The 26,514-nt window shown below is 33.2% G+C and carries 27 protein-coding genes and 2 tRNA genes; 5 read left to right on the top strand and 24 right to left on the bottom strand.

The window, feature by feature from the left end; genetic code table 11:
• Positions 1-53: 53 nt before the first annotated feature.
• Both GXX20_06165 and GXX20_06160 read left to right on the top strand, forming a co-directional pair.
• A complete protein-coding gene (locus GXX20_06165; protein ID HHW31244.1) occupies positions 54-956 on the top strand; it encodes a DUF2156 domain-containing protein in 903 nt (300 codons plus the stop codon).
• 4 nt (positions 957-960) lie between these two features.
• Positions 961-1,515: a GNAT family N-acetyltransferase gene (locus GXX20_06160; protein HHW31243.1), complete on the top strand. Its 555-nt coding sequence runs from the start codon at positions 961-963 to the stop codon at positions 1,513-1,515.
• A gap of 46 nt (positions 1,516-1,561) precedes the next feature.
• Here the strand turns inward: GXX20_06160 and GXX20_06155 are convergent, their stop codons facing one another.
• From GXX20_06155 to GXX20_06110, 10 genes are all read right to left on the bottom strand, one after another.
• The gene (locus tag GXX20_06155; GenBank protein HHW31242.1) at positions 1,562-2,305 is read right to left on the bottom strand and encodes an NTP transferase domain-containing protein; all 744 of its coding nucleotides are present in this window, start codon (positions 2,303-2,305) and stop codon (positions 1,562-1,564) included.
• Complete coding sequence (locus tag GXX20_06150) at positions 2,299-3,009, bottom strand: GntR family transcriptional regulator (protein ID HHW31241.1); 711 nt, start codon at positions 3,007-3,009, stop codon at positions 2,299-2,301. Before GXX20_06150 ends, GXX20_06155 begins: the two co-directional genes overlap by 7 nt.
• 4 nt (positions 3,010-3,013) lie before the next feature.
• Positions 3,014-3,871, bottom strand: a complete 858-nt coding sequence (locus tag GXX20_06145) for a 4-(cytidine 5'-diphospho)-2-C-methyl-D-erythritol kinase (GenBank protein HHW31240.1) — start codon at positions 3,869-3,871, stop codon at positions 3,014-3,016.
• A 157-nt stretch (positions 3,872-4,028) separates the two neighbouring features.
• Positions 4,029-5,600 (bottom strand): DUF3794 domain-containing protein, encoded by a 1,572-nt coding sequence (locus GXX20_06140; protein ID HHW31239.1) that lies wholly within the window; start codon positions 5,598-5,600, stop codon positions 4,029-4,031.
• A gap of 210 nt (positions 5,601-5,810) precedes the next feature.
• Entirely contained in the window at positions 5,811-6,077 is a 267-nt protein-coding gene (locus GXX20_06135) for a Veg protein (protein HHW31238.1), read from the bottom strand.
• 208 nt (positions 6,078-6,285) lie between these two features.
• A complete protein-coding gene (yabG, locus tag GXX20_06130) occupies positions 6,286-7,161 on the bottom strand; it encodes a sporulation peptidase YabG (GenBank protein HHW31237.1) in 876 nt (291 codons plus the stop codon).
• Positions 7,162-7,265: 104 nt separating this feature from the next.
• Entirely contained in the window at positions 7,266-8,252 is a 987-nt protein-coding gene (locus GXX20_06125; GenBank protein HHW31236.1) for a CotS family spore coat protein, read from the bottom strand.
• 111 nt (positions 8,253-8,363) lie between these two features.
• Positions 8,364-9,578, bottom strand: coding sequence for a glycosyltransferase family 39 protein (locus GXX20_06120; GenBank protein ID HHW31235.1), 1,215 nt, complete (start codon positions 9,576-9,578; stop codon positions 8,364-8,366).
• Between the two features lie 43 nt (positions 9,579-9,621).
• Positions 9,622-9,849 (bottom strand): pro-sigmaK processing inhibitor BofA, encoded by a 228-nt coding sequence (gene bofA / locus GXX20_06115; GenBank protein ID HHW31234.1) that lies wholly within the window; start codon positions 9,847-9,849, stop codon positions 9,622-9,624.
• A 163-nt stretch (positions 9,850-10,012) separates the two neighbouring features.
• Positions 10,013-10,384: a YaaL family protein gene (locus GXX20_06110; GenBank protein HHW31233.1), complete on the bottom strand. Its 372-nt coding sequence runs from the start codon at positions 10,382-10,384 to the stop codon at positions 10,013-10,015.
• A gap of 304 nt (positions 10,385-10,688) precedes the next feature.
• Here GXX20_06110 and GXX20_06105 point away from each other — a divergent pair, with 304 nt between their 5' ends.
• Positions 10,689-12,509, top strand: a complete 1,821-nt coding sequence (locus GXX20_06105) for a vanomycin resistance protein VanB (GenBank protein ID HHW31232.1) — start codon at positions 10,689-10,691, stop codon at positions 12,507-12,509.
• 79 nt (positions 12,510-12,588) lie between these two features.
• Here the strand turns inward: GXX20_06105 and GXX20_06100 are convergent, their stop codons facing one another.
• A complete protein-coding gene (locus tag GXX20_06100; GenBank protein HHW31231.1) occupies positions 12,589-13,086 on the bottom strand; it encodes a hypothetical protein in 498 nt (165 codons plus the stop codon).
• 204 nt (positions 13,087-13,290) lie between these two features.
• Between GXX20_06100 and GXX20_06095 the strand changes: the two genes are divergently transcribed.
• Complete coding sequence (locus GXX20_06095; GenBank protein HHW31230.1) at positions 13,291-13,881, top strand: S-layer homology domain-containing protein; 591 nt, start codon at positions 13,291-13,293, stop codon at positions 13,879-13,881.
• Positions 13,882-14,368: 487 nt separating this feature from the next.
• Here GXX20_06095 and GXX20_06090 read toward each other — a convergent pair.
• From GXX20_06090 to GXX20_06040, 11 genes are all read right to left on the bottom strand, one after another.
• A tRNA-Ser gene (locus tag GXX20_06090) sits at positions 14,369-14,460 on the bottom strand.
• 31 nt (positions 14,461-14,491) lie between these two features.
• A tRNA-Ser gene (locus GXX20_06085) sits at positions 14,492-14,582 on the bottom strand.
• A gap of 161 nt (positions 14,583-14,743) precedes the next feature.
• Positions 14,744-16,201 carry an NAD(P)(+) transhydrogenase (Re/Si-specific) subunit beta gene (locus tag GXX20_06080; GenBank protein ID HHW31229.1) on the bottom strand — a complete coding sequence of 486 codons (1,458 nt, stop codon included), beginning with the start codon at positions 16,199-16,201 and terminating at the stop codon, positions 14,744-14,746.
• Complete coding sequence (locus GXX20_06075) at positions 16,201-16,491, bottom strand: NAD(P) transhydrogenase subunit alpha (GenBank protein ID HHW31228.1); 291 nt, start codon at positions 16,489-16,491, stop codon at positions 16,201-16,203. The genes GXX20_06080 and GXX20_06075 overlap by 1 nt, the downstream gene beginning before the upstream one ends.
• Before the next feature lie 9 nt (positions 16,492-16,500).
• On the bottom strand, positions 16,501-17,679 hold the full coding sequence (locus GXX20_06070; protein HHW31227.1) for an NAD(P) transhydrogenase subunit alpha: 1,179 nt from the start codon (positions 17,677-17,679) through the stop codon (positions 16,501-16,503).
• A 242-nt stretch (positions 17,680-17,921) separates the two neighbouring features.
• A complete protein-coding gene (locus GXX20_06065) occupies positions 17,922-18,365 on the bottom strand; it encodes an Lrp/AsnC family transcriptional regulator (GenBank protein ID HHW31226.1) in 444 nt (147 codons plus the stop codon).
• Positions 18,366-18,523: 158 nt separating this feature from the next.
• On the bottom strand, positions 18,524-19,051 hold the full coding sequence (locus tag GXX20_06060; protein ID HHW31225.1) for a DUF4446 family protein: 528 nt from the start codon (positions 19,049-19,051) through the stop codon (positions 18,524-18,526).
• A 148-nt stretch (positions 19,052-19,199) separates the two neighbouring features.
• Positions 19,200-20,057 (bottom strand): ParB/RepB/Spo0J family partition protein, encoded by an 858-nt coding sequence (locus GXX20_06055; GenBank protein HHW31224.1) that lies wholly within the window; start codon positions 20,055-20,057, stop codon positions 19,200-19,202.
• Positions 20,058-20,831, bottom strand: a complete 774-nt coding sequence (locus GXX20_06050; protein ID HHW31223.1) for a ParA family protein — start codon at positions 20,829-20,831, stop codon at positions 20,058-20,060.
• A gap of 176 nt (positions 20,832-21,007) precedes the next feature.
• On the bottom strand, positions 21,008-21,685 hold the full coding sequence (locus tag GXX20_06045) for a P-II family nitrogen regulator (protein HHW31222.1): 678 nt from the start codon (positions 21,683-21,685) through the stop codon (positions 21,008-21,010).
• Entirely contained in the window at positions 21,666-23,162 is a 1,497-nt protein-coding gene (locus GXX20_06040; GenBank protein ID HHW31221.1) for a DUF1538 domain-containing protein, read from the bottom strand. The genes GXX20_06045 and GXX20_06040 overlap by 20 nt, the downstream gene beginning before the upstream one ends.
• Positions 23,163-23,617: 455 nt before the next feature.
• Here GXX20_06040 and GXX20_06035 point away from each other — a divergent pair, with 455 nt between their 5' ends.
• A complete protein-coding gene (locus GXX20_06035; protein HHW31220.1) occupies positions 23,618-23,893 on the top strand; it encodes a TMEM165/GDT1 family protein in 276 nt (91 codons plus the stop codon).
• 124 nt (positions 23,894-24,017) lie between these two features.
• Here GXX20_06035 and gyrB read toward each other — a convergent pair whose 3' ends face one another.
• Both gyrB and GXX20_06025 read right to left on the bottom strand, forming a co-directional pair.
• The gene (gyrB, locus tag GXX20_06030) at positions 24,018-25,934 is read right to left on the bottom strand and encodes a DNA topoisomerase (ATP-hydrolyzing) subunit B (protein ID HHW31219.1); all 1,917 of its coding nucleotides are present in this window, start codon (positions 25,932-25,934) and stop codon (positions 24,018-24,020) included.
• 39 nt (positions 25,935-25,973) lie between these two features.
• Positions 25,974-26,294, bottom strand: a complete 321-nt coding sequence (locus GXX20_06025) for a DUF370 domain-containing protein (protein ID HHW31218.1) — start codon at positions 26,292-26,294, stop codon at positions 25,974-25,976.
• Positions 26,295-26,514 lie beyond the last annotated feature (220 nt).

The following is a 26,514-nucleotide window of genomic DNA, read 5'->3' as shown; positions in this document are numbered from 1 at the left end:
AAATTATTAAAATACTTTTTAATTAATATAACATCTAGTCCAAGGTGATATAAATGGCTGAATTCAAACCACTGGATCTTGAAGACAGGGATCTCTTTTTAAATTATATTGGTAATTATGAATTTAATACATATGAGTATTCATTCTTAACTTTATATTTTTGGAGAAGAATGTGCCAGGTTGAATACGCAATTATTGATGATGCTCTAATAATTAAAAAAACCGAAAAAAAACCGGGTTCATTTTTTATGCAGCCTATCAGATATAAGGACCTGAAGAAAACCGTTCATACCCTGATAAAAATCAAGAATAAAGATAGTAATTTTAAAAGCCTCTTCAGAGAAATTGAATTTTCGTTTTTAAACAAATTAATTGAAACTTTTGGTACAGATATTTGTATTTGTGAAGATATAAATAATTTTGACTACATATATGATTCTAAAGAACTTATAAATTTGGCAGGTCAAAAGTTTCACCAGAAAAAAAATCACTATAACAGGTTTGTACGAACCTATAATTATGAAGTTAAAGATATTTCTGAAAAAGGTGTTGCTTCCGACTGTGTTGAATTTGCTTATAAGTGGTTCGAATCTAATGGTGGCAATGACTATCAGCTAAGCTATGAACTGGAAGGAATCGAAGATGTAATGAAATATTATGATATACTTAATATAAAAGGAATTGCTGTTTACATTCAAGATAAAATAGCTGGTTTTACCCTGGGTGAAATAGTAAATGACAAAATGGGAATCGTTCATGTTGAAAAAGCAAATCCTGAATATAATGGTATTTATGCTTTTATTAACAATACTATGGCAAAAACTTACTTTAGCAATGTTAGATATATTAACCGTCAGGAAGACCTGGGCATAAAAGGCTTAAGAAAAGCAAAAAGATCCTATAACCCTGTGATTTTAGAAAAAAAATACATAGTGGATATAAAGCTGGACATATAAGGTGATTTATATGAATATGAGAGGATTGCTTGAAGGTGAAAATCTAAAACTTACATCAATAAGAGATAGTGACTTTTATTCTCTTGAAAACTGGTTTAATGATGTAGCTTTTCTCAGGCATTATGATATAATGCCTGCCACCCCTAAGTCAAAAAAGGAACTGGATGAACTTTTAATATATTACGGAGATTCCCATGAACGGTGTATTTACGCCATTAGAGAAAAAAAAGAAGATAAAATAATAGGCGTAGCAGGTTTTGATAATATTGTATGGACAAGCGGAGTTGCCACTGTTTTTATCGGTATAGGCGAGAGTGCCTTCCGGGGCAAAGGTTACGGAAAAGAAGCGCTGAGCCTGCTTCTGGATTTTGGATTTAATGAACTGAATTTCCACAGGATCCAGTTAAATGTAATATCATATAACCTGAATGCTATAAGACTTTATGAGGGCCTTGGATTTGTTAAAGAAGGTGTTTGCAGGGAACTGGTATACCGGGACGGCAAAAGGTACGACCTGTATCAGTACGGATTGTTAAAACCCGAATGGTGCAAAGCATAACCATGAGTTATAGTAGCAAAGTATAGTATTTTTTTAGCTGTATAAATTATTTAGCTAAATAAACTGAAGCAGCCATAACATCATCTGGTTTATCTACATCATTTCCAACTTCAGGGTAACTTGAAATAATCGCCCGTGCTTTTATTCCCATTATCTTTGAGAACCTTTTTTCTGCTTTCTTTATTGAAAGCTTACCTGTAGCCAGACTTATAAGTAAAACAGGGCTTAGTATTCTTGCCATTTTAAAAGGATTCTTCCTGGCTTGGATTAGTTTATCTGCAATCTCAAAACAACTTTCAACCACTGCAGGATTAATATAAAATATGTTCCCACCTGTAAAAAGTCCTTCTTTTGTTTTAACAAAAGTCCTTTTCATATCTGGAAACTTTTTATCACTCTCATTTTTCTCAACAATCGGATAACAAAAATCCGCACCAGTTTCCTTTGCTCTATCTATAAAATCCTTAATTGCGTCTGATGTAATAAATGGTATGTCAGAACTGCAAACAAGCACAAATTCCCTATCATTTAAATATTTTATCCCGGCCATTACATTTTCCAGCATTGAACCTTTAGAATCAATTATAGCATCTACTTTTTGGGATAATGTGCTCTCAAGTTCTGATTTATCTCCCACCAGTACAATTTTCTGAATATCATCTACACCTCTGGCTGCTTCAATCACATACTCTACCATCATTTTGCCGTTTATCTGGAATAATGCCTTATTTCCCTTGTCATCCCAGGTTTTTATAGGTTGTGACCCCGCTAAAATAATTATATTTACCATAACTTTTCTCCTTGGAAAGTGTAATCCATTTCTTGTTTTTTTATAGCATTGATTATTCCAATTTCCTGATTCTTTATATGCCTCTTTGCCGCATTAAGGGCAGCTTCAGGATCTTTTTTGGCAATAGCTTCGATTATCTCTTCATGTTCACTTTCAATATCTTTTTGACTGCTGTAATCCTTAAGATATATTACTCTGAATCTCTGCACTTGTTCCCTTAGGTTGCTTACTATCTGCATAAGTTTCTCATTGCCGGAAGACCGGTAAATTAATTCATGAAACTCAACATCCTTTTTAATGGAGCCTTGTAAGTTTTCTTTTGCCACAAAATTTGCAAACTGCTTGTTTATTTGCCTAAGTTCTTTTATTTGATCCTCTTTCATTTTGAGAGAAGAAAGAGACGCAGCCAATCCATCAAGTGCAGCTCTTACTTCCAGCACATCAACTATATCTTTCGGTGACAGGCTGGCTACATGTGCTCCCTTCCGGGGTACCATGGTCACAAGTCCTTCAAGTTCAAGTTTCCTTATGGCTTCTCTAACCGGAGTCCTGCTAACTCCCATTTTTTCTGCCAGCTGCACTTCCATAAGCCTTGTCCCTGGCTTTAATTCTCCAACAATAATGGCTTCTTTTAAAGTATTAAATATTACTTCTCTTAATGGTTTGTAATCATTTAAATTTACTTTAGATAACTTGCCTGCCATATTTTCAACTCTCCCCGTTTGTAGTTTCAGTCAGAAAACAACTACATTTTTCCTTTTTAAACTTTCTGTATGCATTTTCCGCTTTAGCCATATCTTCAAATAAGCCAAATACCGTAGGTCCACTTCCGCTCATAAGGCTAACCTGGGCACCATATTCAACTAATTTATTTTTAATTTCTTTTATTTCTGTAAATTTTTCGGCGGTAACTGATTCTAACACATTCTTCAGATTTCCTGCAAGCAAATCTATTCTTCCCTGATTAATAGCCTTTATAATCAGTTCAGTATTAGGCCTGTCCTTAATAATATCAAAATTAAAATTTTTATATACCCATGGGGTAGATATTGTTATATCAGGCTTTACCAAAACCACAGGTATCTCTCCGAGATCTGCCAGCCTGGTAAGCTTTTCTCCTATCCCTTCAGCCAGCATTGTTCCTCCATTTATGCAAAAAGGGACATCAGCCCCTATTTTCTTTCCCAATAATACTAGTTCCTCCTGGCTAATATTAAGGGAGAATATTTTATTCATGCCCTTAAGAACAGCAGCTGCATCAGCGCTTCCTCCGCCAAGTCCCGCCCCAACAGGTATATTTTTCTCAAGTATTATTCTAATTCCGCTTTTTATTGAATATCTGTTAATAATTAATTCTGCAGCCTTATAGGCAATATTTCCCTCATCTAAAGGTATCATGGAACTATCGGATACTATTTCTATGCCGTGCTTCAAAGGTTCCAGTACTATCTTATCATGAAGCTTTATTGATTGCATTACCATTCTGACTTCATGATATCCATTGTCAAGCTTTCGCAGCACGTCAATAGAAAGATTAATTTTTGCCCTGGCTTTAAGTTCTATTATATTAGTACCTTCCATGCAGATTTTATCTTCCTTCTTTTTAGTATATTATATACAAAATACATTTCACTTTCAATAAAAAGTGCCTGAAATCTTACTTTCAGACACTTTAAAAATAAAATATATTATAAGAAAGTACATTATGGCCTGTTTATTTTTACTATTTATCAGCTTTGTTTATTATTATAATCTGCTTGCCAGGTTTATTAAAATTAAGGTTATCCTCATCATTTATTTTTCTGAGGTCATCTACGGTTGTTCTGTATTTTTTAGCAATTTTCCACAGATTATCTCCAGGTTGTGTAAAGTAAATTATTATGCTTGGCTTTGATTCTGATCTCTTATCTTCAAAGGGCGACTCCTCAACTGCAGTAATCAAAGGCACTTTTACTTGATCCACAGCTTTAGTAACTACTCCCAAAGTAAGTCTGAGTTCAATCTCTCTGGAGGAAATCACACTATAATTACAATGTTCAATCTCCATTTCAATATTACATTTCATATCATCGCTATATTTATCCAACTGGATTTCATGGCTTACAGGAAGCTCCTGCTCGTAGCATATAATAGGTTCCTCAGGGTTATCTGCGATAAAAAGTATCCTGTTTTCTACTATTCCTTCTATAGCTACTCTTCCTTCATCCACTGAATATTCACTTAAGCTCGGTTTACAAATAACATTAAATACTTCTGATATCTCTGGATACTCATCAGGTAATTCTATAATCTGCTTCAGAATAACCTGACTCCTGCTCTCAGAGATTCGCTCTTCTACGCTAAAAGTATCCTTTTCTGGTTCCAGTCTTGAAAAGGGGCTGTAAGTATCCTCAACTATATCTATATCTCTTTTTTCAAATCCCTCTACAGTAATATCTAATGATACCTCGCATTTTAATGCCCTTAACTCTCCATCACTGTCTTCTACTGCTTCAAAGTTTACACCTGTAATATTATAGTCCACATCACAATAGCTATCTTCTGTTAAGCCCTCCAGATCAACGAACTGTGTGAATGGGATCTCATGCTCCATATATTGAATGTTATCACTTTCACCTTCTCCTATATAGAGAGTGGAAATGTTTAAATCTCCTTTTACAATTACTTTATCGTCAGTTACTTTATAGTCCTTTCCTGTAATCTTAATATCATTCCTTAGAATTTCTTTTATACTTTGCTTAACCGAGGGAATTTCTACTATCTCTTTAATATCTGAACTTATGGTGCTTTGGCCTACAAACCAGTTTATACTATAATTTTTTCTTAATACTTGGATATCCCGTACCCCTTCGAGATCTTTAACATATTCTCTCTCTACCTCTTCTGACACTGTTCCTTTTACCTGCAGCACCGACTTTACATTAATTTTCCTTCCATTTAGTAATTTATATTCCATATGCTCAATTTCACATTTTACTTTAGCTCTCATACCCTGCTTTGCACCCTGAATGTTAAGGCTGCTGGAGAATTCTGATGCTACGTTAATACTCTTTAATTGTTTTGCTTCTTCATCAGATATATAAAGAATTTTATAGTAGATCTCTCCGCTTACAAATACTTCTCCTTCTCCTGTATCAACTCTGTTTATAAAGATATCTCCATCAATTAAAAGTATATTATCAATATCCGGGTTGACATCGGGCACAATTATATCATGCTCAACTATAGTTTGCGTGGAATTCTCACCAACTATCTTATTAGCCTTTATAACTTCCCTAACTAATTCCAGAGACATTTTATCCTCCCCCTGCCTGATACACAAGATTTTATATATCACCTAAGTTAACCACATTGCTATGTAATATATATTGACAAGGGTTTAAAATTATTACTGTTTGTTTATGCTTTTACACAATTTTCTTAAAAATAACATATGAAAAGGGACGATTCTTATGAACCGTCCCTTCTGTTTGAATTGTCATTTTCTTCAATTGAGCTCTGTTTTCTAACAAACTTGTATTTTTTCGTCATCTTTATATACTACAAGTTCTATTGCTTTTGTAAGTATATCCGTATAACTGTAAGAAACTCTTCTGGTTGTATCATAGTCATTTTCAAACTTTATTACGAATATACTAGGATAAGACTTCTCAATAATGCCTTCTCTGATAAAGGATTTTTTCCGTCCTTTGTTTGCCTTAAGCTGCACTCTCTGCCCTACACAAGTTTCTATATCGCGCTTTATCTGGACCAGGTCACCCTTTTCTATCATTTAATCACCTCATCCTATGTTTCTCAAATGCTATCATTTGTTTAAATTATAACACAAAACTTAAAGCTTGTCAAAAAAATATAATATTATAACAGCATTAAAATATTTATGTCAAGTGTTTTTAACATGTTTTCCTGATTTATATGCATAAAATTTTTTGTTTTTTCTTTCGTAAGTACCATATTTATTACATTTTGCTGGGTTTTACTCAATTGTTGTACGGTTCTGCAGGAAATCCATCCCTATATTTCCCAAAGGACTGTACTCCTCCTATTCCTTCTGATCCTGATATTGTATCATTTATAATATCCTTTGGTGACAGAAGTTTATTTATACCTGTAAACGCTACTTTTCTGCATACATATACAGGATCTAAAGCATGTATAAGAATTCTATTTGGAGAACTGGCAAAGTTCGCTCCTGCTTTTATTAATTCTTTATAAAAAGACTGACAGGCACCTGCAAATATAAACAAGCCATTAAGATCACTGTCATATCGTCTAGCTTCCTTAACAGCATCAACAAAATGTTTGGAATGTCTGTAGTTATTTATATTCCCATAATCACCGCCACTTTTTATAATACCGTCATGTCCCGTAAGAATAAGAATATCAGGTTTGTATTTTTGCAGAAGATTATACACTTCTGAAGGTTGTTTTTTCTCAGGTATATACTCTCCTACTATATCCAGAGCAAGTTTTCTATATTCATTCAGGCAAGTTTCTAAATAATCCTGGTCGCCATCTATATGGAGTATTTTTCCTGGCCGGGCATATTTCCCGGGCAATTCTTTTGAAGTACTTCTATAATACCCTTTTTTTAAGTTTTGCCTTATGCGTGAAGACATAAAAGCACGAGTTTTTTTTTCTGCAAGTATACAGCACTTGTTCCTATATTCCCGGACTTTACTGGCTGGCTGAACAATCAGATCCTCTTCCGGAGCATCAGCTTCCAGCCTGTAAGTAATCCCCTTTAATGTGACAATATTTTTTTGTCCTTCTTTTCTTATTCCAGTTACTTTAAAAAAAACATCCTGGTCATAGGATTTTCTTGCAACAATATCCCCTATTTTTAAGTCTCGCATATATTTCACCGCAATAGACCGACACCCATTGATACCTATTACATAATATGCCATTTCATAAATTTATGTGAAGAAGCTGAAAGTAAGAAATGTAATATTATTGATTATATAAGAGTGTGGAACTGCTTTAGAAAATTTGCACTATGATCAATTTCATCAATGACTTCCTGCAATCTCAAAATATAACTTGTTTCAACTCTATTTCTTCTGCTGTTATAGTATTTATTGGCAACTCTCCAAAATTTTTGGGGAAATTCCAACATTAGTTTTAATACAAAAAACTCTTCTTTACTTATCTCGTTTATCTTTCGGTATTCATTGATGATGACCCTGGCTTCCTCAATATTCCAATTACATTTGCGCATTTTACGCCGTATTAGATTTGCTATATCATAAACTTTTAATTCATGGCAACAGTAATTAAAATTTATAACTGAAACTTGTTTTTTGTCAATTATGATATTGTGGTGGGTATAATCGTGATGACATATTATACCTTCCTCTGCTGTTTTTTCTACCAGTTTATCATACACACCGTTTGAAATATTATGTATTACATTTTCTCCTAATTGATAAAAATAATCTACATATTCTAAAAACTTATGATCAAATTTGCTCCTACCTTTCTCTGCTATTTTTTTTAATTTCTTTAATTCCCCCAGCCTCTTTGTTAAATAAAATGGCAGTTTACCTAATTCATTATAATTTTGAGTGGAAGGATCAGGTACAAAGCCTTTAGATGCTTTATGTAATGCAGCCAATGACTGTGTAGCCAGTATAATATCATTTCTTTCCTCAAAATTACACTCTCTTCCTTCTATCATATTACTGATGGTGTAGCAGTTACCTCCAAAGAGAAAAAAAGGGGTTCCTTCGGTAGTACACAGGTACCTGTCAATATTTTTAAAGTTATTTTCATAAAGATGCTCTTTTGCTTTGTGAATAAACTCAATTTTGGCTATATCACACTGGTTTCTTCTAAGTAGTTTTTTTCCCAATGAGGATTCGATTAATAAAGCATCTTTATATTGACTAAGCCTGCTTACCTCTATGCCGTACCTATCCCCTATTTCTTTCTCTATTGTTTGCATTATATGCTACCTCCAGGGAACTCCTCTGCACGTGTCCGTTTTTATTTATATGCAGAAATAAAAGCAAGTAGAATAAAACTAAATTAATTCATTACTCTGAACTAAAATCACTTATAAGAATTTTACAACTACAAACCTATAGACTGATATAATAGAAAAAGCGCAGAAAATTGATACTAGAGGCATTAAAGGAAAAGCATACCTGTCAAAAGCCATGTACACACAATGTACAATATTGAAATAAAATATTATGGAAATTGGAATAAAGTACCTGGAAAAACTTTTGACAATCAGAATAATTATTCCTATAAAACCTGTAAGCAGAAAATAATGATAAATAGTAACATAGGATGATTTCATCCCAAAGAATTCTTTCCAATAAAAAGGAGTATACCAGAGATATTTTGTTTTCCCCAATGTAAACCAGTTTAAGTATCCAAAAAAATCCCTTTTAAATTCTTCTATTATCCTATTTCTTGCAATTTTCACCTCTACTTTATTTGTTTCAAAAGCATTGCTGCCCAGTTTATAATACACTATGTTTTCCGGTGTTTGTTTATAATCTACATAAGTACCTTGCAGCATGGGATTTCCGCCAGATGCGGAAAGAGGTATAAACTCTCCGTACTCAGAGTAGTTTCTTATCCACCAGGGCAACATTATTACAAAAAAAACTAAACCCATGGATAAACTACATTTTATAATTTTTGCAAATGGGATTTTTTTGTAAAATAGAAGATAAATAAAAAGAAATAATGGAAACAATGCAATAGTAGGCCTGCATAAAACTGATAAAGTCCAGATAAAACCAAGCAAAGCAAATTTATACCAGGTAGGGTTACCAGAAAAACTAAGGGAGAAAAATATTAGCAATAATAATAAAGTTGTGAATAATGTTTCAGTCAAAAAATAACCCGAAGTAACAATATTCGGAAAATATAGAGCGACAAGTAGAGTTGAAAAAACAGCTATTTTTTTGTCAAATAATTCTTCAGCTATCAGATATACCAGTAAAACAGAAATGCTGCTAAGAATAGCCTGTATTACTCTTGCAGCCTGAAGGCCTGCCAATCCATATCCAAATACTTTAAATATCCCTGCAAGAAATAATGGATAAAGGGGCATTACAAATACAGTAGGCTCATTGTATTGGTGAAAAACAAAGATGCCTCCTTTTAATAAAGCCACTGCACTTTTTATGTAGTTAATATCATCACTGGAAAGTGTTAGATTATTCTTATAGTAGAATATTAAGCAAAGTTTTATAATGAAAGATAAACCTGTAAAAACCCCAGTAAAAAAAATTGCTGTATTCTTTCTTTTCAATTTTATCTCCCTTGTATTTCTCTTGAAAAAGTATATTTTTATCCTAGGAAGCTTTGAATAATATCTTTAACACGACAAGAAGTAAAACTCCCGGAATACCCAGGATTCCGGCCACCATTGCTGTTACAACATTCAATGCTATATGGAAATTAAAAAAGCCACCGAAAAAATTAATAATTGCCAGTGCAATTCCGCCTATCAAAGTATTAAAAATAATCTTTGCTAATGACCTCACAGGTAACAAAATCAATCTCCCCAATATATATAAAATACAATAGTAACTTTATAAAGCTGTGAGTTTTATCTAGTATCTAATATATATACTTGGCCACTATTTTATTCCTTTTCGCTCTTAAATTTTAATATCTTATTATAAATAAATCATAGGAAATAATTCTCATCGCCCTATTTTAATCTGGAATATTATCCCAGTATTAACCTGACATATTTTTCCCTTGGAAAATATACTGAATATTGTCCTTTTTACCAAGCTTTATACTTTTTTCCCTTGCCAGTTTTAATAAATACTGATACCTTGTTTCACTGGCTTTCATCTGATATGTATAGTAATCAATTATTTCCTTGTCATATGCAAATTCAAAATTTCTGCTTGCGTCCAACCATTCCAGTCTGGCAAGCCTGATACTTTCTACCAGGTTATCCCTGTCAAAATTATCTTCATGAATATCTGTAGTATTATTTCTTTTAGCATTTAATAGTGATTTTTTTTTGAATCTTTTTATTAGACTGCTGAGCTTATCAGATTTAGCATTTTGATCCTTTATTTCCTTATTATTTGAATTCATGCAAATTCTCCTTATAATTATAATATCTACCATAAATTATAGACTGCTTTTTGTTAAAATATTCATATCGTAATATGCAAAATTTTTTGCTATAGTGGATTATGGAAGCTTCAATATGATATTATTTTACTTGGTATGTAAAAACCCATGTATAAACATTATTTTAGATGTTTTGTGTCATTAATGTAAAATATGGGTAAATTCATATAAGCAGATTTAAACAGGAACTTTATACCTATGATAGGCGTCACATTATGTATACTTGGAATAAATTCATTTGTGGCAGCAATATGGGGGGGACACTATGGAATCAAATCTTCAAGAAAAAAATGTAAAGCTCTCTTCTTCAAAGAAAGTGCTTATAGTAGCTTTGGGTTTATTATTTCTTATAATTGCAATTATTGGTCAAATAACTTATGCTATTTTAAATTATGATAAAATATATAACGGTGTATACATATCCAACATTTATGTTGGAGAAATGTTAAAAGATGAAGCTGTTGATTTCTTAAGTAATAATTTAGACTCTAATATTAGTAATTTGAATATTTCAATTACCGTAGAATCTTTGACAGAATCTTTTAAATACTCAGATATTGAAGCCTACTACGATATCGCTGGAGCAGTTGACAAGGCATATGAAATTGGACGTTCAGGTAGTATATCTGAAAGGCTTAGAGATATTCTTAATACAAGAGTTATGGGAAGCAAAGTACCTCTCACTATTTCATACAATGAGCAGAAACTAAAAGAACATATACAAACATTATATGACAAAACATATGTCCCTGCTGTTAAAACTGATATTATTCAGCGCGATGATCAGCTTATCCTCCGTTCTGGAACCTCTGGTAAACAAATAGAAAAAGATGATCTTCAAAACAAATTGTCAGAATTAATTCAGAAATGTAATGATATTTCTATAGAAGTACCCGTGCAACAAATTTTTCCTGAAGAGGTTAGTATTGAAGAGTTATACTCAAAGATTAATATTGAGCCAGTCAATGCGGACGTAAAGGTTGAGAATGGAAATGTGCAGATTCTGCCCCATAAAAGAGGAAGAACAATAGATAAATCATACTTGATTGAAAATTTTCCATCTTTCTCTAAAGAAGAAGGTAAGGAATTTTTATTGCCGGTGGAGTATAAAGACCCTGAAATTACTTCAGAACGTCTACAAGCCTCATTGTTCAGGGATACCTTATCGGAATATGGAACTAAATTTTCAACTTCTACAGTAAATGATGCAAATCGCGCAGAAAATATTAGAAAAGCTGTAGAAGTACTCAATGGTTTAATATTATCTCCCGGTGAAAATTTCTCATTTAATAAAGTTGTTGGTCCACGAACCGAAGAAGCAGGTTATAAGCCTGCAAACGGATATGCTAACGGTAAAGTCGTGCAAAGTTTCGGTGGAGGTATATGCCAGGCCTCTTCAACCCTTTACAATTCTGTTTTATTGGCAGATTTGAAGGTTACTGAACGCGTAAATCATATGTTTACTGTATCCTATGTTCCCTATGGAAGAGATGCAACCGTGTCCTACGGAGAAATAGACTTTCAATTCGTAAACTCTACAAAATGGCCAATAAAAATTGAAGCCTGGACAACAGAGGACAACATGGTATTTTTCAGAATCAAAGGAACTAATGAAAATCCCGGCAGAACAGTGGAATATACTCAGAATATAATAAAAACTATGGATTTCCCAATACATTATATAGATGATCCGGAACTTCCTGAAGGAACCAACATTATAAAACAGTATGGCTCAAAAGGATATGTTGTTGAAACTTACAAAATAGTTAAAGAAAACGGAAATATCATCAGCCAAAATAAAATCCACACAAGTGTATATAATCCTTTATATCAGGAAGTTATCAGAGGAACAAAGAAAGTAGATAGAGCTAATGAAAACAACACTGATATCCAGCCAGGTATTCCTGAAGAAAACATTCCATCCATTGAAATTCCTCATGTTACCGGAATAGATGATGCAGATAATCCTCCTGCTACGCTTCAGGATAGAATCCAGGAAGAAATTCCTGCCTTTGAAACTAGTGAATTACTTGAAGATACTGCTGAACTTGAAAACACTACAGAAAATGAACCTGAAAATCAATAATAGAAACAAGGAATAAACACTGAGGAAACAAAGCTTAAATTTGTTTCCTCAGTCCGCGATTAATTGTTATCAACAATAATTAATAGGTATCCACACTCTCGGCTCCATTATTCCTAAGAATAGATGCTACCTTATCAACTTTACTTTCATCAACCTTCATGCTAAATAATATTTTCCCTGCTTTTATATCTGATTCGTATTGTCTGCCTTTATCTTCTGGTATGCCAAGGTCAATTAGTCCGCCTATTATTCCACCAGTTACTGCCCCGGACAGTAAACCGGTTATAGGACCTGCAGCGGCTATTATACCAAGCCCCGGAATTACCATGCTGCCTGCACCTATCAGTAATCCGGCAAGTCCACCCAGTATTCCTCCGCTTACAACGCCATCTGAAATATTGTCATTTACACCCCGCATTCCATTTCCCATAGTAGCTGTTACTCCTGTTTGGGTTTCTTCTCCTTCTTTGGCAACAATTGAAATATCGTCAGTTCTTAAGCCCTGATCTTTGATATCTCTTGCGGCTTTTTCAGCATATTCCCGTCTGCTGAATATAGCTGCCACCGTTTTTGACATATCTGTGTCCTCCTTAATTATATTAATAGCACTAAATAAAAAATAATCTAGCGCTACAATTAGTTTTGATTAAATAAAGGATATATATTCATGAATTAAATTGTCTTATTGTTGTAGCAATGTTGTAATTTTATCTTAATAAACAGTAATTCTTTTTAATGTATAATTAAAATAAAAAATGAAATTCTATCAGGAGATTTACATATGATAAAAGTTAAACTTAAAATTATAAAAATATTAATAATTTCAGCTTTAGTAATTTCAATTTTTTTGCCGGTTACACATGCTAATACTGATTTAGAATTGCTTCAAATTGAAAATAGTGCTAATGCTCTTGTGGCTCTACAAATCCTTAAGGGTGATGAACATGGTAATCTGAAACTGCAGGACAGTGTAAGCCGTTGCGAGTTTACTACTTTGATTTTGAGGATTCTAGGTAAAGAAGGAGAAGAAGATGTTAATGCAATAGAAAATCCTTTTACAGATCTAGATGAAAAACACTGGGCTTACAATAATATAATAATTGCCACAAAATACAATCTTATTAACGGGTATGAAGATAAAACCTTCAGACCTGATAATAATGTTACCTTTACCGAAGCCAGAGCCATAATAGTAAGAGCTCTAGGTTATGAATCCCAGCTTGAAGGCAATTGGCCTGATAACGTTATTAATATGTCAAAAAGATTAGGGTTGGACTATAACCTGAACTTACCGCAGGATAAAGAAATTACCCGTGGTGAAGCTTCGGTGCTTATATATAATGCTCTGACCATACCGTTGTTTGCAAGATAGGTTATAATATAATAAAGCCACCGGGCTAGCTACCGGTGGTTTTTATTTTATTCTGTCTTATATATTATTTTATTCTTGAATCTATATATTTATATATATCTCCATATAATTCGCACAATGACATTAAAATGCTTCAGACTAAGCTGATTTATTAAACTCGCCTGGGTTCTGTTTCGGAAATTTTTTCTTAAATGTGAAATCAAAAAGCAGCTGGGCAACATACTGTCAAAGACAAAGAAGAAAGGAAATAACACCATATTCGCCAATAAAGATACATGCCGCCAGTGCCCTAACAGATGTACAGGTTCAAAAAATTACAAGACTGTAAGCTTTGGGCCTGGCACCAAATGTGTTCCGGTTCGTATGTACGGAAACGTAAAATACAGGGACGGTTCTTCTGCTTCCTTCTAATGGAAGCAGAAGAACCGTCCCTATGCTTCAAAAAACGCTGAAAACCCTAATTTCATCAGGGTTTTCAGACAAATTGTGGCGGAGAAGCAGGGATTCGAACCCTGGCTAGGGTTGCCCCTACTAACGGTTTAGCAAACCGTCCCCTTCGACCTGCTTGGGTACTTCTCCACATAAATTCAAATATAAATATTAAGTTAAATGGCGGAGAGAGTGAGATTCGAACTCACGGTAGGCTTGCACCTACGCCGGTTTTCAAGACCGGTGCCTTAAACCAACTCGACCATCTCTCCGTATGGCTTTTTCGCCGGAACTCAGTAACGTTTTATATTTTATACTGAAACTTATGTTTTGTCAATGGTATTTTACCCGGGTATTACCCGGGTAAAAATGCCACATTAATCAATAAAAGTAAATAGTTTTGATTATCTGAACGTTGTTGAGCTTCCAGTCATTATACTTTCAAACTGTTTAACTGCTGCAACAACTCTCTCACTGTCTCTTTGGCATCACCTAGTTTAAGTATCACTTCAGGAATATTATATAGTGAATTTGGCACTCCAGAATATCCCGGTTTAGTATCCCGGTTAAATATTATTATATGTTTTGCCTGATCTACTGATAATATTGGCATTCCATAAATTGGAGTATCTTTTGCGGTATTGGCAGCCGGATTAATTACATCATTCGCTCCGATTACAATAACCAGATCTGTGCTGCTGAATTCGCCATTAATAGCTTCCAGTTCGTATAATTTATCGTAGGGAATATCAACTTCTGCAAGTAGTACATTCATATGGCCCGGCATTCTTCCGGCAACAGGATGAATTGCAAATTTAACTTCTTTTCCCATTGCAACAAGGCTGTCATACATATTTTTTACTTCATATTGTGCCTGAGAAAGTGCCATTCCATAGCCTGGCACGATTATAACCTTATTTGCCCCGTTGATTATTCTGCTTATCTTAATATCATCATTTTCGTCTTCTTCAAATTTTTCATTATTATTCTTATATTCATGTTGTACATTTTTCTCATTAATTTCTTCTTCATTTCTTATATCTTTACAACAAAGCTCATTGCTTAATTTATTTTGAATTGATGTTTTTCCTGCCAGCACCTGAACCAAACTGCGGTTCATGCCCCTGCACATAACCTGAGTTAGTATTAATCCTGCAGCACCAACGATTCCACCAACTGCAATAAGTAAGGCGTCATAAATGGCAAAACCTGCTATAGCTCCCGCAACTCCTGAAAGAGAATTCAGAAGTGATATGGTTATGGGCATGTCAGCACCACCAACCCTGATGGTAAAAACAATTCCAAGGATAAATGAGAGTAACAGTGTTATCAGTATGATAAAAACATTATTAGCGGTATTCATCATTATCCCAAATACAGATGCAATTATTATCATCAAGAGCACAGCCATTGTTATAATGAAATGGCCTTTTAAAACCATGGGGCGCTGGGGCAGTTTTTGATCCAGCTTTGCTGCTGCTATCATGCTTCCGCTAAAAGTGATAGAACCAACAAACAAGGCTAAAAAAGCAGTACTTAAGCTAAATAAATCAGAATTACCTTCACTACTTGCTATAATTATTATAGAAACCAGCGCAGAAGCTCCGCCTCCAAATCCATTGAGAACAGCTATCATTTGAGGCATTTTTAACATGGTTACCTTTACAGCCATGTAATAACCAATAATACTCCCTATAATCAATCCGGCCCACAGGACTCCATGGCTGAAAATTCCATTAACAGCTAATGTTAGCATTACTGCAGTCAATAAAGATATAGCACCCAGGAGGTTTCCTCTAATTGCAGTTTTCGGTGAATTCATCCAATGAATTCCCAGTATCATGCCTGCAATGCAGATTATTGACATCACTTCATATAATGAGATATTCATTAAAATTCGCCCTCCTGCTTGCTTTTAAACATTCTTAACATTCTATGGGTAACCAAAAATCCTCCTACCACATTTGCCATTGCAAAAGCTATTGATATAACTCCTAATATTTTATTACCAGTACCAACAGCTGCAGCAGTAACTGTTAGTGTCCCAAGAACTGTAATTCCTGATAAAGCATTCATTCCAGACATTAAAGGAGTATGTAATAGGCTTGGTACCTCTCCTACCACTTTATATCCGATTATTGTAGTTAATATAAATATGATAAATAAAATTAACAATTTCATATTTATTTATTATCCTCCTTGATTAATGGATTCCAGAGCGCCTGCGTGAACTATTTTGTTTTCATAAGTTACCAGAGTTGATGATATTATTTCATCATTTTTGTTAATATTTATCCTTCCATCAGAAACAACATAAGTTAAGAAATTATATATATTATTTGCAAACATCCATGTAGAGCTTGTTGGAAGCATTCCAGGTATATTTTTTGTTCCATCAATGGTAATCCCATATTTCTCTATTACTTCTCCAGGGCTTGTAATCTCACAATTTCCTCCCTGATCAATAGCTATATCCACTATTACAGAACCTTTTTTCATACATTTGACCATATCTTCCATTATCAAAACTGGAGCAACTCTTCCTGGAACCAGAGCTGATAGTATAATAATATCCACCTTTGGCACTACTTCTTTAAGTACTTCCCTCTCTTTAAACAGCCATTTATCTGTTAGGTGTTTCGCATATCCTCCTGTCCCTATTGCTTCTTTTTCAGGTATTCCTGTTTCTATTACTTTTGCACCCAGGCTTCTTGCTTGTTCACAAGCATCAGGACGTATATCAACAGCATAAACCACAGCTCCTAATCTTTTGGCAGTTGCTATTGCCTGAAGACCGGCTACCCCCGTGCCAACTACTAAAACAGATGCCGGCATTATCATTCCAATTGCTGTACCTATCATTGGCATAAATATAGGTAATTTATCTGCTGCCATAATTACACTCTTATAGCCGGCAACAGTACTCATTGATGTAAGAGCATCCATTGATTGCGCACGGGAAATTCTGGGAATACCGTCAAGTGTCAGTGAAATCAGGCCGTTATCAGCAAGTTTTCTAACCATATCGTGGTTGCCTGGTGAAGCGGGGTGAAGAAAAGTAATCAGTAATTGTCCTTTTTTCATCATATCCGCTTCATGTAATCCCTTTTGGCTATTAAATATGGGTTCCTTGACTTTAAGAATAACATCAGATTTACTGTACAACTCAGAAACATCTTCGATAATTTTACAGCCTTTAGCAGTATACTCTTCGTCATGGAAAAATGAGCCTTCTCCTGCTCCTTTTTCCACTAGCACTACAGCTCCTTCTTTTATCATTTTGGCAGTAGTCTCAGGAGTTGCTGAAACACGTCTTTCACCTTTCATAATCTCCTTTGGTATACCAATTGTTAAGCCTTTTAATTTCATAGCAAAATAAGCCTCCTTTTTTCACAGGAAATATTAATAAGACTTTAATTGTTTAAGAAATTTTATTATTTGAGAATACTTATGAACAATTTAATTATAGAAGAGAGTGGGAAAATAAGTAAATCCTTTGACTAATAATTAAAAAAATCTTAACTATTGATATCTTTTGGCTAATTTTTTATTTTATGACTGATAAAATTTAATTCGTAACTTAAATTTTTTTTGTTTAATAGAGGTAAGTTTTATGGGTTAACCGATTTATTATCTTTTGTAGTGGAAAGAACAAATACAGTCTTTGTTTTTTGTACCCCTTTAACAGATTTAATACTATTTAAAATTTTTTCTAATGTAGATGTATTCTCTGTAGTAATTTTCAATAAATAATCATAATCACCTGCAATATAATGACATTCAAGGATGTCATCAGTGTTATTTACCAAATTTAAAAACTCGGTAACTGGTTTGACTCTTTCAATGCCTACAAACATTACTGCGGTGATGTCTTTTTTTAATTTCTTTGGGTTTAAGACCGCAATATATTTATCTATAATACCTGATTTTTCAAGCTTTCTTATCCTTTCGCTGACAGCTGGAATAGACAAATTTACCTGACTGCTAATTTCTGACACTGTCTGTCTTCCGTTATTTATTAATATTTTTAATATTCTAACATCAACTTCATCCATATCCAGCTTGCTCCTTTAAAAATTATCTAAATTTAATAGAATTTATATCAAATCGTCTATATAAATAAGTAAATATATATTAATTTTAATTTCTAATATTTTAATATTAAGTTTTTGATGCAGAAAAATTTCCTTATTCTTATACACAACTATAATTTTTAAGCATGAAAAAATGATCTACCGTTTTTCTTTGCAATATCAATCGCCTTTATCTCTTCTGCAGATAAAGGATATTTCGAATTACCGGATATAACCGGTTTTGCATAGGTATACGAGCTTTCTCTTGAATATATACTACTAATAACCACTCCATCGTCGTTTTCATTAAGTAATGCAATTGAATAACTCAGATCACTTCCCGTATCTTCAAAGGCATTAAACCGTACTATCCCTACTTTTTGTATGCAGCTAATAATGCTGTGCTCCATATTATTTAATTTGATTTCTAATTCCCTGTTTCTCATTTCAACCTTATTCATTCTATCAATACATTCTATTAATATATCTTCAATATTTCCCTCGCTTACACCATAAACAAGTTTATTATATTTATTTCTTAACCTTTTTATTTTAGAACTGCAATGCAACGCGTAAAAGAATATTAGAATTATAAAAATTAAATTCAGTATGGTTAAAACTGCTATTAACTCTGATGGTAAATTAAATAGTCCTTCAATTCCTACCATGATTATTCTCCCCAAGATTGATTTTTGTTTCACGTGAAACAAAAAATTACTGTTGCAATTTAAAGCTTTTATTTTCGATTAGGAGCCATTTTTACTTTATATATACATATTGTATTGCTTGTATTAAAATAAACCGTTATAACTCATTTTAGAGGGTCGTCTTTTTTGGGAGTGAATTCAATAAATCTACAATTCTGTCTAATTCTTCATTTGAATAATATTCAATCATTATTTTTCCTTTCTTAGCCTGATGAAATAGCTTAACTTTTGTTCCGAGTATATTTCTTAAATTTTCTTCTATCCTTTCAAATTCAGGACTAAGCTGTTTACTTTTCCTTGGCGAAGTTTTGACGGAACTTAGCTTTTTTACTAATTTCTCTGTGTCTCTGACACTTAGTTTGTTTTTAATAATTTCATCCAAGACCTTTAATTGACTTTGTTGATTGTCTAAAGATAACAAAGCCCTGGCATGTCCTTCTGTAATATCCCCTTTTATAAGAGTTTCTTTGATTTTTTCATTAAGATTTAATAATCTTAATGAGTTGGCAATTGCCGGCCTACTTTTTCCTACAAGTCTTGATATTTCTTCCTGGGTCATGTTGTGCTCTTTTATTAATTTCTCATATGCTTCTGCTTCTTCTATGGGATTTAAGTCTTCCCTTTGTAGATTTTCAATTAAGGCAATCTCCATTAGCTGTTTTTCAGTTAAATCTTTCACTATTGCCGGAATGGTTTCAATTTTTGCTATTCTTGCTGCTCTCCATCTTCTTTCTCCAGCAACAATCCGGTATACATTGCCATCTTTTTTTACAATTATAGGTTGCACAACACCATGCTCTTTTATAGAATCCGCCAATTTTAATAGTTTTTCATCATCAAAGGCTTTTCTGGGCTGATCCATATTTGGTTCTATATCAGCCAGCTTTAATTCTATAATACCGTTAGATGCTTCATTATTTTGCGGAATCAATGCCCCTAGACCTTTTCCAAGTGCTCTTTTAGCCATTTATAAATCCTCCTCTGATGATTCTATTACTTCCTGCGCCAGGTCAAGATATGCTTCAGCTCCTTTTGATTTGCTGTCATATAAAATAATAGGTAGACCATAACTTGGAGCCTCACTTAGTCTTACATTTCTTGGGATAATAGTCCTGTATACTTTGTTTTTAAAATATTTCTTTACTTCTTCAACAACTTGGATTGACAGGTTTGTCCGGGCATCAAACATTGTAAGTACGACTCCTTCTACATCTAATTGAGGATTGAGATGTTTTTGAACCAATTTAACAGTGTTCATAAGCTGGCTTAATCCCTCAAGCGCATAATATTCACATTGTATAGGAACTAAAATAGTATCTGAAGCAGTAAGAGAATTAATTGTTAAAAGCCCTAAAGAAGGTGGACAATCAATAATTATAAAATCAAATTTTTTTCTTATATCGGATAAAGCCATTTTCATTCTTGTCTCTCTTGAGATAACAGTCACTAATTCTACTTCCGCTCCGGCAAGCTGAATATTGGAAGGACAAATTTTTAGATTATCTATTTTAGTATCAATTATTATGTTCTCTATATTTTCATCATTTATCAATACATCATATATAGACTTTTTTATGCTGTTTTTATCAATACCTAATCCACTGGTACTATTTCCTTGTGGGTCTATGTCTAATAACAGCACTTTCTTACCCTTGTATGCAAGACAAGAGCTTAAATTAACAGCGGTAGTTGTTTTTCCAACACCACCCTTTTGATTTGCTACTGCTATTACCTTAGCCATGACCCCACTCCCTAACTAATTTCTGGTTATATAACAAAAAAATAAAAAACATAAGTAAAATTAAATTTATCTTATGCACATTATAGCACAAAAATACTAAATATTACATAATATTCTTAATACTCTTCAACAAATGTTTCACGTGAAACATTTGTTGAAGAGTATTTTATAAGCTTTTATCCCTTGAATATGCCAGTTGCTCTATTAACATCCATTACAAATAATATACCAGCACCTGGTTTATCTATATTTAATTTTTCTCTTATTGCATTTATTATAATATCCGTTTTTTCAGCCTCTGATAGTATTAATACTATATCTTTTTCCGGTTCAATTTCTATATTAAAGAGTTTGGCTTTTTCGTGAGCACCTGCACCTCTTCCATGAATAACTGTACCACCAGTAGAGCCTACGCTGGTAGCAGCCTCAACAACATTATCAGCTAATCCTTTGTCAACAATAGTAAATATTGCTTCATACTTAGTCGTATCCATATTTTCACTTCCTCCAACATTATGTTTATCTACATTTTCAGCCTTATGACTTCCATATATTTTTCTTATTGGCATAGAAAAAGCAATCCCATGGTTAGGTTTATCCAGATTAAAGGCTCTGGTTAACTCTTTATGTAGATATCCATCCATTTCTTCCTTTATAGCCATTATAAGAATTTCTTTCCTAATTTCATTAATACCTAAAATATCAAGCAAACTACTTTTTACAGTTCCTTTACCAAGAAATAATGTACCTCCTGTTACTCCCAGTTGTCTGGAAAATTTTAGAATTTTACTACCTTTTCCATAATTGACTATTACACAAAATAGTAAGTAGTCATTATTGTTCGACGACTGCATTTATATCAACATCCTCCTTTTTAGCCTTCAATTTATAGAGTAGCCCAAGTACTTGTAAAGTAACCAACGGCATCATGGCAACCATAGCAATCACACCAAATCCGTCTACCAAAACATTAGCTGTTTCAATTTCTTGCGCAGCTCCCTGGGCAAATGCAAGCACAAATGTGGCTGTCATAGGTCCAGATGCAACTCCGCCCGCATCATATGCTATTCCAACAAAAATGGGCGGTACTTTATAGCTTAAAAAAGCAGCAATTGCAAATCCTGGCAATAAAAAGTGCCAAAGCTTCAATTCAGGTATCATTATCCTTAACATAGACATAGATACTGCAAAAGCAATTCCCACTGACAGCGCTGCTAATATAATTTTTCTAGGTATATGGCCTGCGGTAACCTCTTCAACTTGTTCAGTTAATACATATACAGCAGGTTCTGCAAGAACCACCATCATTCCCAATAAAAATCCGATAAAAGGAAGAGCCCATTTTTGTTCCAAGGAGGCAATACCAGCTCCTACTATTCTTCCAACTTCCATAAAACCCGCATTAACGCCAACTAAAAAGAGTACAAGTCCAATGTAACTATATAATAGACCTTTTAAAATTTTATTTCTATTTTTAGTATTAAGCTTAAACTTAAATTTATTAAATATTAAAAATAATAAAGTTACTGGCGATAATGTAAGCAATATTTCCTTCATAATTATGGGAAACTCAGACAAATAAGGTCCAATTATACCAGTATGGGGTGTAAATATTTCAGCTTCTCCTTGTATATTTGTAGCACCTGCTAAAATGCTCATTATCATTATGGCTAAAATTGGTCCAACAGAAGACATACCTACCAAACCAAAACTGTCTTCTTCAGAAGTTTTTCCACCTTTTAACTGAGATACACCCAAACCCAGCGCTAATATAAATGGCGTGGTCATAGCACCGGTAGTCGCACCGGAAGCATCTACAGATATAGCCAAAAACTCTTCTGACACAAAGAAACCAAGTAAAAATATTATAAGATAGAATAAAGTGAAAGATATATTAAGTGGTTTTTCATATAATATTCTCAGTAATCCTAATGCAAGCATAATTCCTACACCAATAGCAACTACAATCAGTATTAATAAAGAAGATATTTTATTACCAGAAGCTTCATTTACTTGATTTGCTAATATCTGTAAGTCAGGCTCAGCAACAGTTACTAAGAAGCCCAGAAAAAATCCAAGAAACGCAACAATAGAAATTCTGTTGCTTTTTGCTGCAGTTTCTCCCATTGTGTTTCCTATTGAGATAATTCCTATATCTACACCAAAAAGAAAAATACCTAATCCTATTATTACTAATACACTTCCTATAATAAATCTTGCAAACATATCTGCTTCTAGAGGAACAAGTGTAAATCTTAAGATAATTACCAGTATACTAATAGGCAGCACCGAAAATGATACTTCTTTAAACTTGTCTAGCAATAAATTCAATAACTATCGCCCCCATTTGTATATATTTTTTTGAAAAAACTTAGAGTAAATTTTTAATCTATTTTTTGAAAATAATTAACTAAAAAAATCAGAAAGAATTAAAAAATTAGTAATTTTACAATAACAATTTCACTTCTTAAATTGTCTTTTATATTCTAACATATAAATATATAAAAAAACACTTCAAATTCCTGTTTTTTTATTTTAGTTAATTTTTCTTTGAGCAAATTTTTAAAGGAATATGCATTATTAAATAAAAGGTAGAGGGACATTCCTTTCCGGGCAAAAAGAATTTCTTTTTCGTTACGGAGTGTCCTTCTACCTCTTTCTTATTAAAAATTATTAAATATGTTTCACATGAAACATTTCTTTGCTATACAAAAAGAATATTTATCAATAGAAAGAATATAATTTACCATACAATATCATAATAAATTTTGAATTGGCGGTTATTTTTGCATATGTGGAAAACAATTATATTAACATTTATACTGGTTTTATTGGCAGAATTAGGAGATAAAACACAACTATCAATTATGCTGCTTGCTTCTAAATCAAAATCAATATGGTGTACTTTTATAGCATCATCCTGCGCACTGGTACTATCGTCTTTAATCGGTGTTTTAGCAGGCTCATTACTAAATAAATATATACCACAAACTTATATTCAAAACATATCAGGATTAATATTTATATTATTTGGAATTCTTTTATTATTAGGAAAAATTTAAAACTTCATATGTTAAGTACCCACACAAGCAAGAGTTAATATTTTAAAAAAAAACAAGGCTAAAAACTATTTTATATACTTTTATTAACTTTGTGTAATAATCACCTCAATTTACTATTATCATCTTATATGTCCAGATTTGTTACATATTTTGCATTCTCCTGTATAAATTCCCTTCTTGGTTCCACTTTATCACCCATAAGTATAGAGAAAGTTTCATCTGCATCTACAGCATCATTTAATTCAACTCTGAGCATAGATCTTGTTTTTGGGTTCATAGTGGTCTCCCAAAGTTGTTCAGGATTCATTTCTCCTAAACCTTTAAATCTTTGTAAATTATATTCATCTTTTTTCCAGTTCTTTTCCTTAACAATCTTTTCAACTTCTTTCTCACTATAAGCATAATATTCCTCTTTACCCTTTGATACTTTAAATAAAGGTGGCCTGGCGATATATACATGCCCAGCCTCCACAAGAGGCCTCATATACCGGTAGAAGAAAGTCAGCAAAAGCGTTCGAATATGTGAACCGTCTACGTCTGCATCTGCCATAATAATAACTTTATGATATCTTAATTTTGATATATCAAAATCATCTCCAATTCCAGCACCTAAAGCAGTTATAACAGGCATAAGCTTTTCATTACTAAAAACTTTATCAATCCTTGCTTTTTCTACATTCAACATTTTACCCCAGAGAGGCAGCACAGCCTGAATTGTTCTGTCTCTTCCTTGTTTTGCAGAACCTCCTGCCGAATCTCCCTCAACAATAAATATTTCACAAAGGGCAGGATCCTTTTCAGTACAATCAGAAAGCTTTCCAGGTAAAGAATTAGATTCAAATACACTTTTTCTTCTTGTTAATTCTCTTGCTTTTCTGGCTGCTTCTCTTGCACGTGAAGCAGTAAGACATTTTTCTAATATTATTTTTGAAACTGAAGGATTTTCCTCAAGAAAAGCTGAAAGCTTTTCAGTTACTATGCTCTCAACAAGACTTCTTATTTCACTATTTCCAAGCTTTGTCTTGGTCTGTCCCTCAAACTGTGGTTCTTGAAGTTTTACACTGATAATTGCAGTTAGCCCTTCACGTACATCTTCACCCATTAAATTTTTATCATTCTCTTTTATATAGTTATATTTTTTCGCATAGTCATTAAAAACCTTTGTAATAGCAGATTTAAAGCCTGTCATATGGGTTCCGCCTTCTGTAGTTGCAATATTATTCGCGTAACTATATATATTTTCAGCATAAGAATCATTATACTGCATTGCAATTTCAACATAGGAACCATCTTTTGATCCGTCAATATATATAGGAGGTCTATGAAGAACTTCTTTACTTTTATTTATATATTCAACAAAGGATACTATTCCCCCGTCATACTTGAGATCTTTAACAATAGGTTCAACTCCGCGGTCATCAATTAATTTTATTCGTACTCCCTTATTTAAAAAAGCCATTTCCCTGTATCTATACAACATAGTCTCAAAGTCAAATTCCACTTCTTCAAAAATTTCCGGATCAGGCTTAAAGGTAGTGACTGTTCCTGTCTTGTCAGTTTTACCTATTACCTCAAGGGGAGTTACGGTTTTACCTCTCTCATATCTTTGCTTATAGATATTGCCATCTCTGTATACCTTTACTTCAAGAAATTCAGATAAAGCGTTAACTACTGAAGCACCGACTCCATGTAATCCTCCTGAAACATTATAGGCTCCCTTATTGAACTTTCCTCCGGCATGTAATACAGTATGAACTACTTCTACTGTAGGAATACCCATTTTAGGGTGTAATCCAACAGGTATTCCTCCCCCGTTATCAGAAACTGTTATTGAATTGTCTTTATTGACTTTAATTTCTATATAATTACATCTTCCAGCCAATGCTTCATCAATACTGTTAGCTACTATTTCATATACAAGATGATGAAGACCACGGGATGATGTAGTACCAATATACATACCCGGTCTCTTTCTCACTGCCTCAAGACCTTCCAGTACTAATATCTGATTTTCATCATAACTCTTAACATTTTCGTGCATAAATATTTTTCTTCCTCCAGTAATCTAATAGTCGGCTTTTTACTCAATAAGAGTGAAGTCACTAATTTTACTATTTTTTTCTTTTTTATATTCCTTTTCAAGTTTGCTTATATATCCTGCTCTCTTATATAGTGTTACAGAAGATATTGGTGACAAATATATTTTACTTTTTTTATCAGTTTCTGTAATAATAAATGTTTTTGGTAAATCTCCATCAGAAATAGCTTCAACAAATCCTTCTTCTTCAGAAATTTTTAAAAATTCCTTTGTATCTTTTGAAATTGTTGTTGTATCTATATCAAACATAGCAATAATGCTTTTACTTGGAATTACAACATCTCCACCTATATGAAGAAACAATTCAATCTACCTCCATCAAAAATTACTAATTTTTCATATTATCTTTCTATATTTTATATTATCATCCAATACTTCGCAAATATTTATTATTTCATGATAGCGTCAAGATACTATGGGTTTTAAAAATAAAAGTAATCTCCTGTTTACCTGCTACTTTAAGCATCCCTCACTGACTTAAGGAACTGGGAAGCCCAAGTCCTTTTGCCAATATTCAAAATGG

The sequence above is a fragment of the Clostridiaceae bacterium genome (genome assembly GCA_012840395.1).
GTDB lineage: Bacteria > Bacillota > Clostridia > Acetivibrionales > DULL01 > DULL01.
This window is presented reverse-complemented; position numbering and strand designations above follow the sequence as displayed.

What these genes read in the sequence shown, in the direction of transcription:
- GXX20_06080 (HHW31229.1), bottom strand. Translation starts at nt 16,201, where the DNA reads ATGAATATCTCATTATATGAAGTGATGTCAATAATCTGCATTGCAGGC.
- yabG (HHW31237.1), bottom strand. Translation starts at nt 7,161, where the DNA reads ATGCGAGACTTAAAAATAGGGGATATTGTTGCAAGAAAATCCTATGAC.
- GXX20_06060 (HHW31225.1), bottom strand. Translation starts at nt 19,051, where the DNA reads ATGGTAGGAATTGAAGGACTATTTAATTTACCATCAGAGTTAATAGCA.
- GXX20_06075 (HHW31228.1), bottom strand. Translation starts at nt 16,491, where the DNA reads ATGAAATTGTTAATTTTATTTATCATATTTATATTAACTACAATAATC.
- GXX20_06110 (HHW31233.1), bottom strand. Translation starts at nt 10,384, where the DNA reads ATGAATTCAAATAATAAGGAAATAAAGGATCAAAATGCTAAATCTGAT.
- GXX20_06055 (HHW31224.1), bottom strand. Translation starts at nt 20,057, where the DNA reads ATGGCTAAAAGAGCACTTGGAAAAGGTCTAGGGGCATTGATTCCGCAA.
- GXX20_06155 (HHW31242.1), bottom strand. Translation starts at nt 2,305, where the DNA reads ATGGTAAATATAATTATTTTAGCGGGGTCACAACCTATAAAAACCTGG.
- GXX20_06150 (HHW31241.1), bottom strand. Translation starts at nt 3,009, where the DNA reads ATGGCAGGCAAGTTATCTAAAGTAAATTTAAATGATTACAAACCATTA.
- GXX20_06140 (HHW31239.1), bottom strand. Translation starts at nt 5,600, where the DNA reads ATGTCTCTGGAATTAGTTAGGGAAGTTATAAAGGCTAATAAGATAGTT.
- GXX20_06135 (HHW31238.1), bottom strand. Translation starts at nt 6,077, where the DNA reads ATGATAGAAAAGGGTGACCTGGTCCAGATAAAGCGCGATATAGAAACT.
- GXX20_06050 (HHW31223.1), bottom strand. Translation starts at nt 20,831, where the DNA reads ATGGCTAAGGTAATAGCAGTAGCAAATCAAAAGGGTGGTGTTGGAAAA.
- GXX20_06165 (HHW31244.1), top strand. Translation starts at nt 54, where the DNA reads ATGGCTGAATTCAAACCACTGGATCTTGAAGACAGGGATCTCTTTTTA.
- GXX20_06125 (HHW31236.1), bottom strand. Translation starts at nt 8,252, where the DNA reads ATGCAAACAATAGAGAAAGAAATAGGGGATAGGTACGGCATAGAGGTA.
- GXX20_06095 (HHW31230.1), top strand. Translation starts at nt 13,291, where the DNA reads ATGATAAAAGTTAAACTTAAAATTATAAAAATATTAATAATTTCAGCT.
- GXX20_06100 (HHW31231.1), bottom strand. Translation starts at nt 13,086, where the DNA reads ATGTCAAAAACGGTGGCAGCTATATTCAGCAGACGGGAATATGCTGAA.
- GXX20_06105 (HHW31232.1), top strand. Translation starts at nt 10,689, where the DNA reads ATGGAATCAAATCTTCAAGAAAAAAATGTAAAGCTCTCTTCTTCAAAG.
- GXX20_06065 (HHW31226.1), bottom strand. Translation starts at nt 18,365, where the DNA reads ATGGATGAAGTTGATGTTAGAATATTAAAAATATTAATAAATAACGGA.
- GXX20_06045 (HHW31222.1), bottom strand. Translation starts at nt 21,685, where the DNA reads ATGCAGTCGTCGAACAATAATGACTACTTACTATTTTGTGTAATAGTC.
- gyrB (HHW31219.1), bottom strand. Translation starts at nt 25,934, where the DNA reads ATGCACGAAAATGTTAAGAGTTATGATGAAAATCAGATATTAGTACTG.
- GXX20_06070 (HHW31227.1), bottom strand. Translation starts at nt 17,679, where the DNA reads ATGAAATTAAAAGGCTTAACAATTGGTATACCAAAGGAGATTATGAAA.